General features: G+C 53.3%; 15 protein-coding genes. 6 read left to right on the forward strand and 9 right to left on the reverse strand.

Features of this window, described 5'->3' with window-relative positions:
• Positions 1 to 73: 73 nt before the first annotated feature.
• The gene (locus ACN085_RS06390; RefSeq protein ID WP_419110955.1) at positions 74 to 3,292 is read right to left on the reverse strand and encodes a DUF3427 domain-containing protein; all 3,219 of its coding nucleotides are present in this window, start codon (positions 3,290 to 3,292) and stop codon (positions 74 to 76) included.
• Positions 3,293 to 3,516: 224 nt separating this feature from the next.
• Between ACN085_RS06390 and ACN085_RS06395 the strand changes: the two genes are divergently transcribed.
• The 3 genes from ACN085_RS06395 (at position 3,517) to ACN085_RS06405 (ending at position 6,005) form a co-directional block, all read left to right on the forward strand.
• Positions 3,517 to 4,206: a DUF6318 family protein gene (locus tag ACN085_RS06395; protein ID WP_419110956.1), complete on the forward strand. Its 690-nt coding sequence runs from the start codon at positions 3,517 to 3,519 to the stop codon at positions 4,204 to 4,206.
• A gap of 331 nt (positions 4,207 to 4,537) precedes the next feature.
• Complete coding sequence (locus ACN085_RS06400; protein WP_419098992.1) at positions 4,538 to 5,188, forward strand: hypothetical protein; 651 nt, start codon at positions 4,538 to 4,540, stop codon at positions 5,186 to 5,188.
• Positions 5,189 to 5,606: 418 nt separating this feature from the next.
• Positions 5,607 to 6,005, forward strand: a complete 399-nt coding sequence (locus tag ACN085_RS06405) for a hypothetical protein (protein ID WP_419110957.1) — start codon at positions 5,607 to 5,609, stop codon at positions 6,003 to 6,005.
• Positions 6,006 to 6,106: 101 nt separating this feature from the next.
• Here ACN085_RS06405 and ald read toward each other — a convergent pair whose 3' ends face one another.
• The 6 genes from ald to ACN085_RS06435 all read right to left on the reverse strand — a co-directional run bounded on the left by ald (position 6,107) and on the right by ACN085_RS06435 (position 12,422).
• The gene (gene ald, locus ACN085_RS06410; protein ID WP_419104145.1) at positions 6,107 to 7,192 is read right to left on the reverse strand and encodes an alanine dehydrogenase; all 1,086 of its coding nucleotides are present in this window, start codon (positions 7,190 to 7,192) and stop codon (positions 6,107 to 6,109) included.
• 133 nt (positions 7,193 to 7,325) lie between these two features.
• Positions 7,326 to 7,751 (reverse strand): DUF3151 domain-containing protein, encoded by a 426-nt coding sequence (locus ACN085_RS06415; protein ID WP_419098989.1) that lies wholly within the window; start codon positions 7,749 to 7,751, stop codon positions 7,326 to 7,328.
• Positions 7,752 to 7,967: 216 nt separating this feature from the next.
• Positions 7,968 to 8,345 carry a hypothetical protein gene (locus tag ACN085_RS06420; RefSeq protein WP_419110958.1) on the reverse strand — a complete coding sequence of 126 codons (378 nt, stop codon included), beginning with the start codon at positions 8,343 to 8,345 and terminating at the stop codon, positions 7,968 to 7,970.
• Positions 8,346 to 8,396: 51 nt separating this feature from the next.
• Entirely contained in the window at positions 8,397 to 9,173 is a 777-nt protein-coding gene (locus ACN085_RS06425) for a Fic family protein (RefSeq protein WP_419110959.1), read from the reverse strand.
• 240 nt (positions 9,174 to 9,413) lie between these two features.
• On the reverse strand, positions 9,414 to 10,439 hold the full coding sequence (gene fbaA / locus ACN085_RS06430; protein WP_419098987.1) for a class II fructose-bisphosphate aldolase: 1,026 nt from the start codon (positions 10,437 to 10,439) through the stop codon (positions 9,414 to 9,416).
• A 372-nt stretch (positions 10,440 to 10,811) separates the two neighbouring features.
• Positions 10,812 to 12,422, reverse strand: coding sequence for an SLC13 family permease (locus tag ACN085_RS06435; protein WP_419098986.1), 1,611 nt, complete (start codon positions 12,420 to 12,422; stop codon positions 10,812 to 10,814).
• Between the two features lie 382 nt (positions 12,423 to 12,804).
• Here ACN085_RS06435 and ACN085_RS06440 point away from each other — a divergent pair, with 382 nt between their 5' ends.
• The 3 genes from ACN085_RS06440 (at position 12,805) to ACN085_RS06450 (ending at position 14,706) form a co-directional block, all read left to right on the forward strand.
• The gene (locus tag ACN085_RS06440; protein ID WP_419110960.1) at positions 12,805 to 13,683 is read left to right on the forward strand and encodes a hypothetical protein; all 879 of its coding nucleotides are present in this window, start codon (positions 12,805 to 12,807) and stop codon (positions 13,681 to 13,683) included.
• Between the two features lie 190 nt (positions 13,684 to 13,873).
• The gene (locus tag ACN085_RS06445) at positions 13,874 to 14,359 is read left to right on the forward strand and encodes a hypothetical protein (protein ID WP_419110961.1); all 486 of its coding nucleotides are present in this window, start codon (positions 13,874 to 13,876) and stop codon (positions 14,357 to 14,359) included.
• Positions 14,356 to 14,706 carry a PadR family transcriptional regulator gene (locus ACN085_RS06450; protein WP_419110962.1) on the forward strand — a complete coding sequence of 117 codons (351 nt, stop codon included), beginning with the start codon at positions 14,356 to 14,358 and terminating at the stop codon, positions 14,704 to 14,706. The genes ACN085_RS06445 and ACN085_RS06450 overlap by 4 nt, the downstream gene beginning before the upstream one ends.
• Positions 14,707 to 14,734: 28 nt before the next feature.
• On the opposite strand, the gene ACN085_RS06455 is transcribed toward ACN085_RS06450, so the two are convergent.
• Together ACN085_RS06455 and pyrE are read right to left on the reverse strand one after the other, a co-directional pair.
• Positions 14,735 to 15,421, reverse strand: a complete 687-nt coding sequence (locus ACN085_RS06455; RefSeq protein WP_419098984.1) for a TrmH family RNA methyltransferase — start codon at positions 15,419 to 15,421, stop codon at positions 14,735 to 14,737.
• Between the two features lie 221 nt (positions 15,422 to 15,642).
• Entirely contained in the window at positions 15,643 to 16,224 is a 582-nt protein-coding gene (gene pyrE / locus ACN085_RS06460) for an orotate phosphoribosyltransferase (protein WP_419098983.1), read from the reverse strand.
• Positions 16,225 to 16,334 lie beyond the last annotated feature (110 nt).

A 16,334-nucleotide genomic window follows, 5' to 3' on the forward strand; every position in this document is an offset into this window, starting at 1 on the left:
CCGGGGCATGTTTTGCTCATAGCGCCTGCAACACCCATAAAAGACCTGCCCACCCGCAAATGACGGGCCCCAGTTATGCTGTAGACCGAGCCAGGGCAAAAAGGTCTGCCGGTATAGGACGCTCAAGCTCCCACTTAATATGCATCGGCTTTGAACCGCTATGGGACAGGTAGGTCACCGGACCTGCGAATATATAGGGAGCAGTGCCAATCCCGTCTTCTTTGGTATAGCGTATAAAAAGCAAGGGCGCCCGCCCCAGCTCACCGTGATGCTGGTAAATCTGCCCGAGGCGACTCTCTGGGTCAGTTGAATTCTGGGAGTCCCATGCGAATTCTCTTTCAGTCACCGCATAATCTTTGTACATGGTTTCGGGAGTGAAATGTTTCTCAGACTTACTGAGGTTGACCAACAAAGCGATGGTATTCGTTGCCTGTGACTCGTAGACACCCTGCACTGCGCCCGCGGGAACGGACCTCTTTTCGTTCTCGTGCAGGCCTATTGCAGCAAAAATCTCTTCACGTGAGTAATAGGCGTGTGTGCTCAGCGGAATATCTTGTGAAATAGTCAGTGATTTTTGGGGTGCATGCCTATCCGTCCCCAGACGGTAGGCCCAGATCTGTAGGAGCTCCTGAATGAAATAAGGGTGCTGGCGGAGCTCACCCAGCCCTTGGTCTAGGGTAAATTTCTTTTCTTCCTTTCCTATCTTTCCATTAGGCCAGAAGGAAAAAAGGAGCATCCAGGCAAAACGTTTCTCCCGTAGGCTAAGGTCCTTTTCCAACACATCAGTTGTCAAAAGCCGTTGATAAACAGAGGCTCGCTCTTCGTCATTAACATTAGCCAAGGACTTAATCCGATTGGAAAGATGCTCAACGACTGATCCCTTTTCATAAAGTTCTGGGATTCTGGGAATTTGCCCTGCCTGGTCCAACAGGAAGGTAAATGTTAAACCTTTACCGTTCTTTGTCTTCCGCCCATAGATATGAGCAAGTTCAAGACCGTACTGTTCGAGGTAGGGTTCCAACAGATCCGTGACGATAACTTCAAAGTTCTTTTTCTTCTGTTCTTCAACAAATACCTTGAGGTTATCGGCCAGAACTTCGATTTTGGGGTTAAGAGCATCTTTGATGCTTTTTAGCACCTGTTCTTGAGTTTTCTTATCGAGCTGGATGCTGCAGCCCGGTGGAAGATGTGGGTTTTCGACCTCGCCGGGTGTAACTACACCAGTACGAGTTAGGGAACGCATCTTAAGGTCAAACCTAAACCCTTTGGCTTGGTTACCCACGAAATCAAGTACAACCAAGACTGCCTTATCAGGGGACCTGCGTAGACCACGGCCAAGTTGCTGTTGAAAAAGAGTCGGTGACTGAGTAGGGCGAAGCATCAACAGCGTGTCCACTTCAGGAATATCTACACCTTCGTTGAACAGGTTCACTGTGAAAACTGTAGTCAGCTCATGTTCAGGGTCTTTAAGCTGCGAGATAACCTCGCGGCGCCGGTCTGCGCTATCATTGCCAAGGAGATACGTAGCCGGTAAGTGGGCTTTATTAAACTCCTCGGCCATATACCGAGCATGTTCTCTATCTACGCAAAAGCCAATGGCTCGCATACTTCCAGGGTTAGCAATTTTTTCATCAATCTGCTGCAGGATAAGGCTTACCCGCCGCTTATTCTCGAGGTAATACCGTGACAATTCACTGTCCCGATAACTTCCTCGCTCAAAGGTGAGGCTACTAAGGTCTGTTGCGTCGTTAATGCCGTAGTAGTGAAAAGGAACCAGCAGGTCGGCTTCAAGTGCGTCCCAAAGACGAAGCTGGGTAGCAAGGCACCCGTCAAAGTATTCAGCAGCAACGTTCTTGCCATCTGTTCGTTCAGGGGTGGCAGTAAGACCTAATAGCTCTTGAGGCTGGAAATAATTAAGAATTTTTTGATAGGTAGGGGCCGAGGCGTGGTGGAATTCATCAACGATAACTACGTCAAAGTGGTCTGGTTTAAATCGTTCGCTACCAGTGCCTGCAAGGGTCTGAATCGTTGCAAAGACCTGGTCATTATATTCGGGGACCATACCTCCGAAGTATTGCTCACCAAAGTTAGCATCACGCATGACCGTGGCAAAAGCACTCTGTGACTGGTTCAGAATCTCAGACTGGTGAGCGATAAAAAGAAGGCGCAGGCGGCGGCCAGCGTCTTCGCACAACCTCTTGTAGTCAAGAGCTGAGAAGATCGTTTTACCTGTACCTGTAGCAGCTACGGCAAGGTTCCGGTGGTGGCCTTTTTGCCTCTCCGCTTGAAGCTCATCAAGCATAATGGCTTGATGCGGGTAGGGGTGAACATCAACGTATGAAAAGTTAATCCCAAGGTTCGGGCGCGCTGATGCGCCTGTACCTATTTTTGCTTGTTCTAGCGACTTATCAAGCTTTTTGCGGTCTTCATCTGACCCTGTGTAGCTTTCAAACTGGTGGGATTCCCAATAGCTTTCAAAAGCCGCATTGAATTGCCGGAGAATGCCGGGGGTAACAATATTGGATATTCTGACGTTCCATTCAAGGCCATCGGTGAGTGCAGCATGTGAAAGATTTGAACTGCCTACATATCCTGTTGAGAAGCCCGTATTACGGTGAAAGAGCCAGGCTTTCGCATGTAATCGAGTTGAATTTTTCTCGTAGCTAATCTTGACCTGTGCCCCGTATTCTTTCACCAGCTTATCGACGGCTTTACGGTCACTAGCTCCCATGTAGGTTGTAGTAATGACGCGGAAGGGGATACCCCGCTTTTTTAGGATGTTAAGTTGCGGTGCAAGAACGTTAACACCAGTTAATTTGAGGAAGGAACACAGCAGATCAACACGATCGGCGCTCTCTAGCTCTCTCTTAAGTTCGTCGCCTAGCCGAGGCTCTTTCGGGTTGTTCGTCAACAGTGCAACATTGCTCAGCGGAGTATTGGGACGGCTTAGAGGCTTTTCTTGGTGCAGGGGTTTGAGTTCGGTGAGCTGAACTAGAGAACCCACTTTTTTCTGGCTCTCTAGCGTTAGGACTTCGTCAGATTCAGCCTGCTCTTCTTCCAAATGGTTAAGGAGAGAGTTGATGAGCATAATGCGCTCGTGAGCCTCGGTTTGTTCAAGTTTCGCAACAACTTGTTGTGCAAGATAACGCGCTAACGAAGAAACATGCTCAGAGTCATCGGCAGGGATCTCTGACTCGATCCATTCAGACTCGATGGGGAGAGCTTGGGAGAGCATCCGACGAGTCTTAAGAGTTTCGTACAGACCGATGGGGAGAACCTGTTTATTACTCATATATGCAGCATACTTCAGCCATGCTCTGAGCCGTTACGCGGCTACTGCTATAGCCCTCAGCTAGGGGCCCTAGTTTTATGTCAGATCTGTGGATAGACCAGCTACATTGGGCGTAATCTGCTGTCAAAAACGGTCTAATCGCCCCAGGTCCTTGCCAAGTCAGGTGTCCAGCACTATAAACGAACACATACACCCTAGTCACAAATATGTCCCAGGAGGACTCAATGCGCACCGCACAACGAACCCTGACCTTGACCGCTCTTGCCCTCCTGGTCCTCACAGGTTGCGGTGAACAAAAGACTGGTTCAATCCCAGAGCCCTCAGATAGCAGCTCAGCCAGTAGTGCAAGCGGTGCTAGCAGTAGCGTGAGTGCTAGCGCAACAGCTCAAGAAACTGAGCACTACTCCGGTGGATCCAAGGCCCCCGACGGTGAGTACCGCCCGGCAGACGAGTTCGGTCCGGCCCAAAACGTCCCCAAACCGGTTAAACCCGAAGGTATGAATGTTGAGACAACGGAAGGCATGGAGCTATTCATTAATTACTGGAATGATTTGCGCAACTACGCTATGCAAACCGGGGACGTCACAGAGATTACCAAGCTCGTAGATGAATCCTATACACAAGAATTAGAATTTTATGAATCACTTGATGAAATCTATAACTCAGGTGGATGGGTAATAGGCGGAACTAGGCAAATCCACTATAACAAGGACCTTCTTACTTCAGATGGGAATGGAGCCTACTCAATAGGTTGTAATTTTGACGTAGAAAACCTGGTTCTTTGGTCAGATGGAAAAGCTCAAGTATTTGATAACTCGGATTATATTTATAATGGAATTGAACTAAAGGTTAAGTTTAAAAATAATCACTGGGCTGTGGTGACTGCAGACATTCTGGAGTCGCAGAATGGCTAAAAAATTCCAGATTTCATTAATCATTATTTTATTTTTATCATCCTGGGTGCCGGCTTCCGCAGAAGATAGCGGCAACTCATCGAATAACGAATTTGGAGTACATATAAAAAATAAAGAAGAAAAATTTATCAATGGGTTTTCTGGAGGCGTTAGCAATAAGATACCGCCCCCAAATCCTGTCGAACCACCAACCTCAGATATCGGCTCAGCCGTTCAGATCCTTCACTTCCGGGAGCGTAAGGACCCGAATGACAGACGTGCGCGGCTTCTAGTAAATGGTGGCCCTCAGAGTGGGAGTTATTGCTTGACCGAGGGAGATCAAATTGGCATCATGGCATTGGTTCCTCCCGATTGGGGCGATGGGGCAGATACGCCCTACAACACCCCTAGCGGACTCAGAGGTTGTGTCCCCCTCACGCCAGAAGACCTTGAAGCAGCAGGTTTAGAAGCCACAGAAGTAGACGGACAAACCGTCCTACGTGCCACACAAGTTATCCTGAGCGTAGAAGATTTCAACACCTTCCCGGTCGCCCCCGCACAAGCTCACCAAGAACGAGCACCGCACACCCTCAAAAACTACAACACCAACTTCTGGGCTGACCCTAACCCCCAAGAATTTACCCGCACCATTGCCGGGCAAGAAGTCTCCCTGCGAGCTACCCCCGTTTCATACACCTTCCATTACGGTGACGGCACAACTCTAGGGCCAATCAACTACCCCGGCTACCAGCTAGGTGAAGATATCTGGGATCAGCCCACAGACACCTCCCACAAATACACAGAGCCCGGGGACTACCAGTTCACCATTACCACCAGCTACCGCGGTGAATACTCCGTCAACGGTGGACCCTGGCAGGTTATCGATGGGACCGTCGAACGCTCCACTGACCCCCAGCTCGTCCGCGTATGGCGGGTCAAAGCGGGTCTTGTCGCAGATGATTGCGAGCAGAACCCACAAGCCTGGGGTTGCCCCGGCACCTAAATCAGTGGTCGCCACCACCCAAAATACTTCACCCCAAAACTTTTCCTAGCTTACACACAGGCTTCCTGTACTCCCCACCTAGGTTAGGGTGCCATAGTTAAAACACAAGGACGAGGAGAGAAAACCCCGCAACCTTCAAGAGACTAATAATCTCACCGTGACGATGAGTCACCTTTTCAGAGAACGTGTGTGAACCTCTGAGGCGTCGCCCCGCAAGGGGCGGTTCATGAGAAATGTGTGTGTATGGGGAAAGGGCCGCAACCAACAGGTTGCGGCCCTTTTCTTTGGCCCCAAGCAACAACCCCCACCTTTCTCAACATGTCGCACATCACTATACTGATGGAAAGGCACCAAAGCAGGTAGCTGCAACTAGCAAAACCCTTACCCCCGGCTACCACCTTGCACGAGAAGAAAAGTAATGACGGCAGAAACTCCCACCCACAAAACCCGGATTATGTTCGGAGCATCCCCACGCCCCTCTCTTCTTGCCGCACTGGGATTAAGCGTTCTCGTATGGTTAGACTTTTCGGAGAATACCTGGATTGGGGCCCTGTCGGTTGTCATTGGCTTACTAGGAGTTCGCACCATGAATCCCCCTACCAGGGGTAGATTGGCCTGGTACAGTGCGGGCATCGTTCTGCTTGCAATTATGGGAAGTATCTTCATCAGTTACGCAGTTACTAGACTCCTGCCTCTCGATGATTCATCTACACTCATCGCCAGCATCTTCCTGTCTCAAGCAGTTGCGACTTTTGCCCTCTACCGTATTTTCCGTAAGCTCATGCCGGTCCTCCCCCAGGGACCAAAAGCTGGCTAACCGCTAAAGCCCCCGAATCGTCAAAACCAGATAAAGCCCCCGCTACCTCGCTCAAACAGAGAGATAGCAGGGGCTTCTATCGGCAGGCCCTAGAACTAGGTCTAGCCTGCCAGGTCCGGGAAGGCTTCAGCGACCGCAGGGCAACTAATCCTGCCGGCATCGGTGTTCAGTCCAAGCGCCAGGTCAGGGTTCTGCGCCAGCGCAGCGTCAACACCTTCCGCCAGTTTCAGCACGTAAGGCAGGGTAGCGTCGGTTAGCGCAATAGTAGAGGTACGGGGCACAGCGCCAGGCATATTAGCAACGCAGTAGTGGCGGATACCCTCGACCTCAAAGATAGGATCAGCGTAAGTGGTGGGGCGGGACGTCTCAAAGCAACCGCCCTGATCAATAGCTACATCAATGAGCAGGGCACCAGGCTTGAGGGTTTCAAGGTGCTCACGACGAACCACCTTAGGGGCCTTAGCGCCAGGTACCAGAATAGAGCCGATAATGACATCCGCACCGGCAATTTCACGCTCAATATTGGCGGGGGTTGAGTGCAAGACGCGGGCTGTTGAACCGAAGAGGTCAGCTAGCTCGCGGACACGAGGGCCGTAGCCTTCCAGAATGGTAACCTCTGCACCGAGGCCAACCGAGAGCTTAGCGGCTTGGGTACCCACGTTACCTCCACCGAGTACAACCACCCGTGCAGGCGCTACACCCGGCACACCGCCCAGGAGCAAACCCTGCCCGCCTTCGGTTCCCATAGTGTACTGGGCGGCAGCCTGGGCGGCCAGGCGGCCAGCAACTTCGCTCATGGGCAGTAGCAAGGGCAGGGCACGCCCGCTACGAACGGTCTCGTAGGCGATACCGCGAGTCTTAGCGGTCAGCAGAGCCTCAGTCAGGGGCTTGTCTGCTGCCAGGTGCAGGTAGGTGAAGAGGGTCAGATCTTCACGCAGATACTTGTACTCGGCTTCGATGGGTTCCTTGACCTTGACCAGGAGTTCAGCCTGTGACCAGGCTTGGTCCTGACTGACCAGCTGGGCGCCGACCCGCTCGTACTCGTCGTTGGAGAAGCCAGCACCCAGGCCAGCGTCCTTCTCAATAAAGATCTGATGGCCTGCTTGGGTGAGAGCAAGAACGCCGTCAGGGGTCAGCCCAACGCGCTGTTCCTGGGGCTTGATTTCGCGGGGTACGCCAATGCGCATGAGAGGTGTCTTCCATTCATTTTCGTCGTTGAAAAATGCTGGTTTCAGCCTACGCCTTTTCCTTTGACGCCCACAAGCCACCTCACCTTTATAACTCACTATGAAGGGCCTCTGTGCTCATCAAGACCAGACTCTACCCCTGACCTGTGAGCACAGTCACCGCCTGAGGGTCTGAATCCTTGAGGAAAGTATCAATACGCTCAGCCTCATCGGTCTCACCTATCACAGCGGCAGTTTGCCCCAGCAGCAGTAGCGCCAGAAGGAAGCCCCGGTTAGGTTGGTGGGCCACAGGGATGGGGCCGTGGCCGCGCCAACCATTACCTCGGAGGGCATCAAGCCCGCGGTGGTAGCCTACACGGGCGTAAGCGTAAGCCTCCACGGTACGGCCAGCCGCGAGCGCTTCCTCAGCCAGTAGAGCCCATGCCAGTGAGGACTTAGGGAAGGCCTGGGCCAGCTCTTGCGGCGTATCACCAGCTGCGATGCGGGCATCCAGATCCGGGTTTTCCGGCAGGTAAGTGGGGGCAGGGCCATCTAGTAGGTTCTTACCGGCAAGTGACATGCGGTGCTCCTTTTGTGAAAAGTTGTAATTACACAACAGTCTACTCGCAGGCCCTAAGAGTGCAGCAGCTAGCGCGAGGCAGATCAACAGTCGCAGGGAAGAGGAACCCTGCCCAAGCCCGCTTTAACCGGCTGTTCACACCGGGAAACCCGGCGCTTAACAGCCTGCAAGCTACCGCCCCTATGCAGGGGCGGCCGGCACCTTAGAATTACAAGGTCATTGTTCCGGGAACAGAAGCGCAAGACCCTTCTCGCTCAGCCTAATACGTAGAGGCCGGGAAGAAACTCGCTGGGCAAGCCCCTGCTCCTCTAACTCTGTGATGTACTTTCGGGTGGTGCTCCTTGACTTACCTATTACCTCGCTCAAAGTATCCCAATCCAGCCCTCGTTCACCACCAAAGAGGTGAACTTGGCCAAGAATAAAGAGCGTAGAAACGGTATCCTGCGGTAGCTCAGCAGACTGCGACAAATGGTGTACATGAAATTTAAGGCCCTCCATGAGATACTTTTTGTCTACAAAATCGTCAATAAGCCTCTGTTGGGCATCCCGGATAAAACCGAGCATAGTCTGGACAAAAGAAGTGGCGTCAGCCATGTTGAGCGGCTCTTCCACCTCCGTAAAGGCCTTATAGTATTCGGCTCTCCTCTAGTTGATGAGGTAAGAGAGCGTCAGCACGGTATAAGCAGAAAAAACTTCCTGGAGCTGAACGCTCAGTAGGAACCTACCCAATCTGCCGTTGCCGTCGTAGAAAGGGTGTACAGCCTCAAACATGAAGTGCGAGACCACCCTCGACAGGAGAGAAGGCGCTTCATCATCTGCAAGGTGATCCAGCATGGCTTGGAGCTGTTTATTTATGTCCTCTTCGGTGGCAGACCCAGCATGAATACCTTTATCTGCACCGTCATAGACATATACCGGATTTAGCCTAAACAGGTCCCCATCTGGCCTGTCTTCTGTCGCAATCTCAGCACCAAATAGGCGGTCATAAATCTCCCGAATCTCTTCTAAAGTTGTAGGAGCTTTGACCTGGCCGTCTGAAAGTTCCAGATAGAGCCTAGCAGTTTGCCGGAATTTCCTATTCTCACGCGGCTCCGCTTCAAGAGCCTGCTGAATCTCGTGCCGGGTGGAGCGAACCCCCTCAATCTCATGGCTTGCAGTAATCTCCTGGGTAATAAGCTCATAAAGATAGCTACGCCGGGCAACTGGGGGGATATCCGCCGCAAGTGCTTCTAAAGTGCGTTCATTCAGCAAGACTTGCTCTTGCAAGAGTAAGAGCTGAGGGGTCACAGTGTAGAACAGTTTGTTCCCGTTCATCTCAAAGTTGGTCTCGAACCCATTGCTTCGCCTGCGCTGAGCTTCCTGCTCTGCTGTAGAACGGTCATCTTGGTGGAAGACAGATTTAAGGGACTTATACTTCTTCATCTGGTTTACCTCCTACCTCTTAAAAACCGATCTTTTTACGTTTTAGCACCTACCTTAGCTAACTCTTAAACGTAAAAACGCCGCTTTTTACGTTTAAGGGTCGCCAGGGCATACAGCTAAAACGTAAAAGCAGCGGTTTTTACCAGAAAGAAACCGAACAGATAAAGGCGCCGGCCGCCCCACTACAGGGGCGGCCGGCGCCTTAGCTCACCTCGGTAAGCGAGTCTCTACCGGCAGAGACTACTTGAGGGAGGTGCCAACAGAGCCGAGCTGCTGAGCGGCTTCAACCACACGAGCGGTCATACCAGCCTCAGCTGCAGCACCCCATACGCGGGGGTCGTAGGTCTTCTTGTTGCCAACTTCGCCATCTACCTTGAGCACACCATCGTAGTTGCGGAACATATGATCGGCTACAGGACGGGTGTAGGCATACTGGGTGTCGGTGTCGATGTTCATCTTGATAACACCGTAGGAAACTGCATCTGCAATCTCCTGCTCGGTGGAACCTGAGCCGCCGTGGAAGACCAGGAAGAAGGGCTTTTCGCCCTTGCCGTACTTAGCGCCGACCTCGGTCTGGATTTCCTTGAGCAGTTCGGGGCGTAGGTGGACGTTACCGGGCTTGTAGACGCCGTGGACGTTACCGAAGGTCAGAGCTGCCATGTAGGTGCCCTTTTCGCCCAGGCCGATAGCCTCAACGGTCTTGATGGCGTCCTCAACAGTGGTGTAGAGGGAATCGTCGATAGCGCCCTCAACGCCGTCTTCCTCGCCGCCCACAGCGCCGATTTCAACTTCCAGAACCTGACCGGTTTTAGCGGTGCGAGCGATCAGTTGCTGAGCGATTTCCAGGTTCTCTTCCAGGGAGATAGCGGAGCCGTCCCACATGTGTGAGTTGAAGATGGGGGCTTCACCGCGAGCTACGGCCTTCTCTGACTCTTCGAGCAGGGGCAGGACGAATCCGTCCAGCTTGTCCTTGGGGCAGTGGTCGGTGTGCAGAGCAATGTTGACGTCGTACTGCTTAGCAACTTCGCGTGCGTACGCGGCAAAAGCAAGTGAGCCAGCAACCATGTTCTTCTTGGTGGAGCCCGACCAGTAGGCTGCGCCACCGGTAGAAGCCTGGATGATGCCGTCTGAGCCTGCCTCAGCGAAACCGGCGATGGCTGCGTTGAGGGTCTGTGATGAGGTTACGTTAACGGCGGGGTAGGCAAAGCCCTTAGAGCGGGCGTTTTCGAGCATTTCTGCGTAGACTTCGGGGGTTGCAATAGGCATGCTGACTCCTCATATGTTGGGTTGGGCCACCCGGTTGGCGGCCTGCTGTGAGTTGGTGCCCGCTCCCCCGACCCGTCTAAGGTGCAGAGGTGGGCGCCTGCCTGGTTCCCAGTTTACCAAGGGTAGCGGTGCAATGGGGAGCTTTCCCACATTAATTTCGGGCATAAACCCACTCAAAACAATGTGTTTTGGTGTAAATACCAGGCACCTTCCCCCTCTAATCGGTGATAAGTGGAAAATAATGTTGTTTTTTATGGGTTTGCCTGCCAGGCCACCAACTGCCAGGCAAGATCACAAAAGCAGGGAACCCTCCAGCTACCGGACCTCCGAATTCAGGGGCAGGCAGCTAGAGGGCTCTAGCTTCGGCTCAACCTATAAGCCAAAGACCCAGACAGCTAAAGTCATGGTCACTGCGGTGATGGCCACAATACAGAAAATGTTCAGCCAAAGACCTCCCTTGACCATCTGCCCAATGGTCACATAACCAGACCCGTAGGCGATGGCGTTGGGCGGGGTTGCAACAGGCAGCATAAAAGCGCAGGTTGCCGCCAAAGCAACAGGAATAGCTAGAACCATAGGCGCCTGGCCCATACCCATCGCAATACCACCGGCAACAGGCAGGAAGGTAGCTGCCGTTGCGGTATTGGACGTCAGCTCGGTCAGGAAAATAACACCGGCGGTTACCATCAAGACAAGGAACACTAGAGGAACTGCGCCCATACCTCCTACCAGTTTGCCAATCCAATCAGTGAGGCCCGATCCGGTGAACTGGGATGAAAGGGCTAGCCCCCCGCCAAAGAGCAAGAGAACGCCCCAGGGAAGTTTAGTGGCTGTCTCCCAATCAATCAGGCGTACACCTTTCTGAGCTGTCCCACCGGCAGGGAGGGCAAAGAGGATAAGGCCCACCAGCACCGCGATACCTGCATCTGTGATAGGAGCTGGTTTAGACCAGATGAGGGGAACAAAAATCCAGGCCAGAGCTGCGGCGATAAAGATAATGAGCACTCGCAGTTCGCCGGACCCCATGGGGCCTAGCTTGGCGTATTCCTGGGCAATAAGTTTCTTGCCTCCGGGGATTTCGCTGATTTCTGGTTTAAAAAATACTTTAGTTAGCAGGAACCAGCAGCAAAAAAGGGTAACTATGGACAGGGGAACGCCCACCAGCATCCACTGACCAAAGCCAATCTGGATACCGTGGGTATCTGCCATATAACCGGCTAGAAGGGTATTAGGAGGGGTTCCGATGAGAGTTCCCAGGGACCCAATAGAGGCCGCATACGCTATCCCCAACATCAGAGCGGTCCCAAAATTGGAGTTGATGACAGCCTGCTTGACCTGCTGGCTCTCTGCGGCAGCGCCCTCCTCAATCTGTATCTGGGTTGACCCGCTTGCCTGGGCTATCAGCATGAGCACTGAAACTCCGATGGGGATCATCATGACAGCGGTAGCGGTATTGGAAACCCACATGGACAGAAAACCGGTGGCGATCATGAAACCGGCTACCATGGTTGACGATTTGGTGCCCATAGATTTAAGAGTGAGCAGGGCAATACGGCGGTGAAGGTTCCAGCGTTGCATGGCAAGCGCCAGCAGAAAGCCACCCATGAAAAGGAAGATGATGCTGTTGCCGTAGCTAGCTCCTACCTCATTAATTTTCACCTCTGGGTTCAGGACAGGGAAAACGACTAAAGGTAAGAGCGCGGTGGCGGGGATAGGTAGTGCTTCTGTCATCCACCAGATACCCATGAGCACAGCCATGGCAGCGGTGAGACGGGCAGGGTGGGATAGGTCCGCTGGCATCGCGAAATAGATTACGAGGGCAAGAAGCAGACCACCCAGAAGTCCCAGCAAGCGCTTAGTGCGTTCCTTGGCTTCGACCTCTGGTGCCTGGGAGCCTCGGGATCGGTGGATCTGATCGATGGACTGGGTGGGGGTGGCACTGTATTTCTGTAGGTGATCACCCGTAATATGGGGTTTGTTCATGCTGAGACCTCACGTCTTTGTGTGTTCAGGGAAGCGACCCTTGCAGACTGCTGGTAGCCAGCTACGAGAGTGCAGATTATCAATCTACCCGATATCTGCCTTTGTGAAGTGGACGCGGGGCATGTCATCTCCTCCATGACTGGCGACCTTTAATTATCAGCCCCCTTCTGGTTGTATCTGAGCTCGCTACTGACTCCCGGACCGGTGGAACGCACGTTAACCTCTCAGCAGAAGCCTTCTGGGGGGGGGTAGAAATAAACGACAATAGGAATCAAAGGCCTTGAATTATCCTCTGAGTAGATTAGAAAAACGCTCTTTAAGGTATCGCTGGCACAAGCTGGCCTTCACTTTATCTGTCTTGCTCACGTCTCTAACTGTTTGTATGGCCTTAGCGATTGCTGGAGTTTTCCTCTTCTTCCCAGAGATGAGCAGCGCTCTTGATACAAAGGCCCTGGATGAGATTTATCAGTTCGTAGTGCTGGCACTTGTTTTTCCTTTTGCCCTGGGATTTATTCGCCTGCTCAAGTCCGCGCAATCAAAAACCAAGGGCTGCCTAGTTGATAGCCAGCAATTTCCCCAGGTGTTAAGTACCCTTGAGGGGCTAGCTCACGATGCCGGTTTAGAGCGGACTCCTCTGGTGGTTGTGGTTCCGGGTCTTGAGGGACTGTCTCATTCTCTGCAAGCGGGAGGCGAATCGGTTATCCTCATTCATTCAGACCTCCTCAATGCCCCTCGCCCAGATGGTACCCTGGGTGCGCTCCATTTTGCCTTGGCCCGGGAAGTCGGTAACCTTTCGGCTAACCATCAGGCGCTCTGGTACGAGTTTTCAACTACGGTCAGCCAATCCATCCCGTTCTTGAAGAACCTGTTGAATTGGACAGAGACCTATACTGCGGATCGTTACGGGGCGGCTTTGGCCCCGGAATATGCGGCAGACTATTTTGGGGTCTTGGCTCTTTCAAAGGACTGCTGGCTGGACTTTCACCCCTCTCAAACAATTAAGAGGGCTGGCAGGGAAAAGATTTTTAACCTGGTGGCTGCTTGGACGAACCCAGCCCCGCCGCTACCTTGGCGTATGCTTGCGCTAGCCCACCTGGGAGTTTTTAGGGGAGATATGGTTGGTCTTCCTCATATCAGCACCCAAGATCTTGAAAAATATCATGCGCCCCTATTCTCTAAACCTGCCATCCTTGAGCAAGGTGCTGAGGGCCAGATGGTAGCCCAGGGTAGCCTGCGGGACCATTTTGCCCATAGCAACTAAGTCAAACGGTTTCGGGGAAGGGTGCCGCTGGCTGGGCTTCTGAATTTGCCCTTAACTGCTGGCAGGTCAGGGTCTGCCCGGGAGTGATGAATTATGTTTCTGCTGACCCGACCCCTAGCACATCTTTAGTGTACCTATGGTACAGTCATTCTATGAACCATAGGTACACTACAAGCTAAGGACGATGCACATGTCCACTTCCCCTTTTTCCTTGAGCAAGCTGATTCGCACTCGTAAAAGCCCAGATACCGCTCTCAAAACGATGATGCCCTACTGCCTAGCTACTACCTCCGTGGTTATTGTTACGCATACCCTGACCGTTTTCTATCCCTGGGCCACCATGCTGATTGTTGCCTTGGGAACCATAGCAGTCCTTCTGCTCATGCTCACCCACGCCATCACCTTCGGCAAGGGCCTGGAACGCCTCCGCTTCGGAGGAGTCATCATTAACGCTTTTACCTACACCCTCCTGACCTGCAGTAATCTGACGCACTTTGCTATCGATGCCGCTTCTGGGATCTGGGAGCGGAGCATCCTGCTGGCTACCTGGGGCGGGCCAGCCGTTGCTATGCCGGTGCTCTGGGGCCTGGGCCTACTCATTCATATGTTCGCCGTCATCGGTAGCCGCGGATTTGAGGAAACCAGCGTCCTGGGAGTTAGAAAAGTAGTCTCATGAGCACAGAGAAAAAGCTAGGCTCAGCTGAACGGGAATGGGTTGAAGAGCTGGCAGGCTCCTGGATTGAGGTCTACAAGAAGTCAGCCACAACTCTGGTGCTTCTAAGGATTATCAGCCAGAGGGGGCCTATCCCGGCCCAGGAAATTCATAAGGTTTTTGAGGCTGAAACGGGTTGGAGCATCACCGAGCGAGGCCTCTACCGCACCCTCAAGCGCTTAGCTTCACTGAGCCTACTGGCCATAACACCGGTGAGTGTGCCCGGTACGGGAGCCAGACGCAAAGATTTTACGGTGACTCCGGCCGGTGCTCTTTACCTGGAACGGATTTCTGAGTCACTCATCACTTAGAGGGTATGCATCTAATGACCTAAAACCGCTAGGAGACTTTCTGCCCGAAGACGTGCCTGCGGATCCAGGCGTGCATAGCAACCGCCGCCGCAGAAGCCGCGTTCATGGAACGGGTTGAGCCAAACTGCTCAATGGAGAGGGTAGCAACCGCCGCCTCATGAATCTGGGGCGATAGCCCAGGGCCTTCCTGCCCAAAGACCAGCACGCATTTCTTGGGCAGGTCGTAGGTTTCAAGCTGTTGGGAATCAGGGAAAATATCAATCCCAATAACAGCAACACCCTGGGAGTCTGCCCAGGCCAGAAAGTCTTCGATGGTGGGGTGATGGCGCACATGCTGGTAGCGGTCGGTCACCATGGCACCGCGGCGGTTCCAGCGACGTCTACCAATAATGTGGACCTCCCGTGCGAGAAAAGCATTAGCGGTGCGGACCACGGTTCCGATGTTCAGGTCGTGTTGCCAGTTCTCGATAGCTACGTGGAATTCATGCCGGTGCTGGTCGAGGTCTGCAATGATTGCTTCCATGCGCCAGTAGCGGTACTTATCTACCACGTTACGGCGGTCACCCTCGCGCAATAGTTCGGGGTCCCAGTGGTCCCCTTCGGGCCAGGGACCCTCCCAGGGGCCGACGCCAACCTCTCGTTCGGGTTCGCTAACCTCACTACTGGGCTCAGCAACCTTGGCGGGGGCCTCTGCTTCAGTGTTCTTCTCGTTCATACGTGTTTACTACAACTCCAGGGCTAGGCGTTCGGGGTAGAGCCTATAGGAAAAGGGCAAAATTGTATCCGCGCAACCCTGGCTCGGGGCTGGCGTTTAGGGGTTACCAGTGGGAAGGCGGTGGACGCGCCAGAAGCCGACTGGCTCGGGGGCTGGCGTTTAAGGGTGTCGGCGGGGCGCGTCCAGCGCATCTTTGTCTGCTTTTATCTGCCTTTAAAGGTTTAGTCCAGACCCAAGTCGCTCTTGGAGTAGGCGTAGAGGCAGGGCACACCCGCGACTTCTTCGATATGCTCCTTGGCGCCGGTGGCTCGGTCAACGATAACGGCGACAGCGACAACTTCAGCCCCCGCATTACGGAGGGCTTCAACGGCAGTAAGGGCTGACCCACCGGTGGTGGAGGTGTCTTCCACAGCGACCACGCGGCGACCTACCACGCTGGGGCCTTCAACCTGGCGACCCATACCGTAGGATTTCTGGGCTTTACGAACAACAAAGGTGTCGATAGCGCGACCCTGATCACCTGCGGTGCGCATAATAGCGTGGCCCACCGGGTCAGCACCCATGGTCAAGCCACCTGCTGCCTCAAATTCAATACCGGCCTTATCAAGAAGGTCGAGCATGACCTGGCCGACTAGGCGGGAGGCTTCGTGGTGCAGGGTAATGCGGCGCAGGTCAACGTAATAGTTAGCTTCTTTGCCGGAGGCTAGGGTTACTTTTCCGCGAACTACAGCCAATTCGCTGATGAGCTGGCGGAGGCGTTCGCGGGCGGCTTCGATGGGGAGATTTTCGGAGAGGGTAGTCATGGGTTTTAGTCTAGTAGATGGGGTGGGCGGGGCTTGTTTTTGGGTGGGAGAATCCCGGCAGGTGAAAAATTATTCAGCCCCGGCCACTCTATAAAGCACCGCCCCGGATC

The organism is Rothia sp. P4278, assembly GCF_048512945.1.
In the GTDB taxonomy this organism is placed as follows: domain Bacteria; phylum Actinomycetota; class Actinomycetes; order Actinomycetales; family Micrococcaceae; genus Rothia.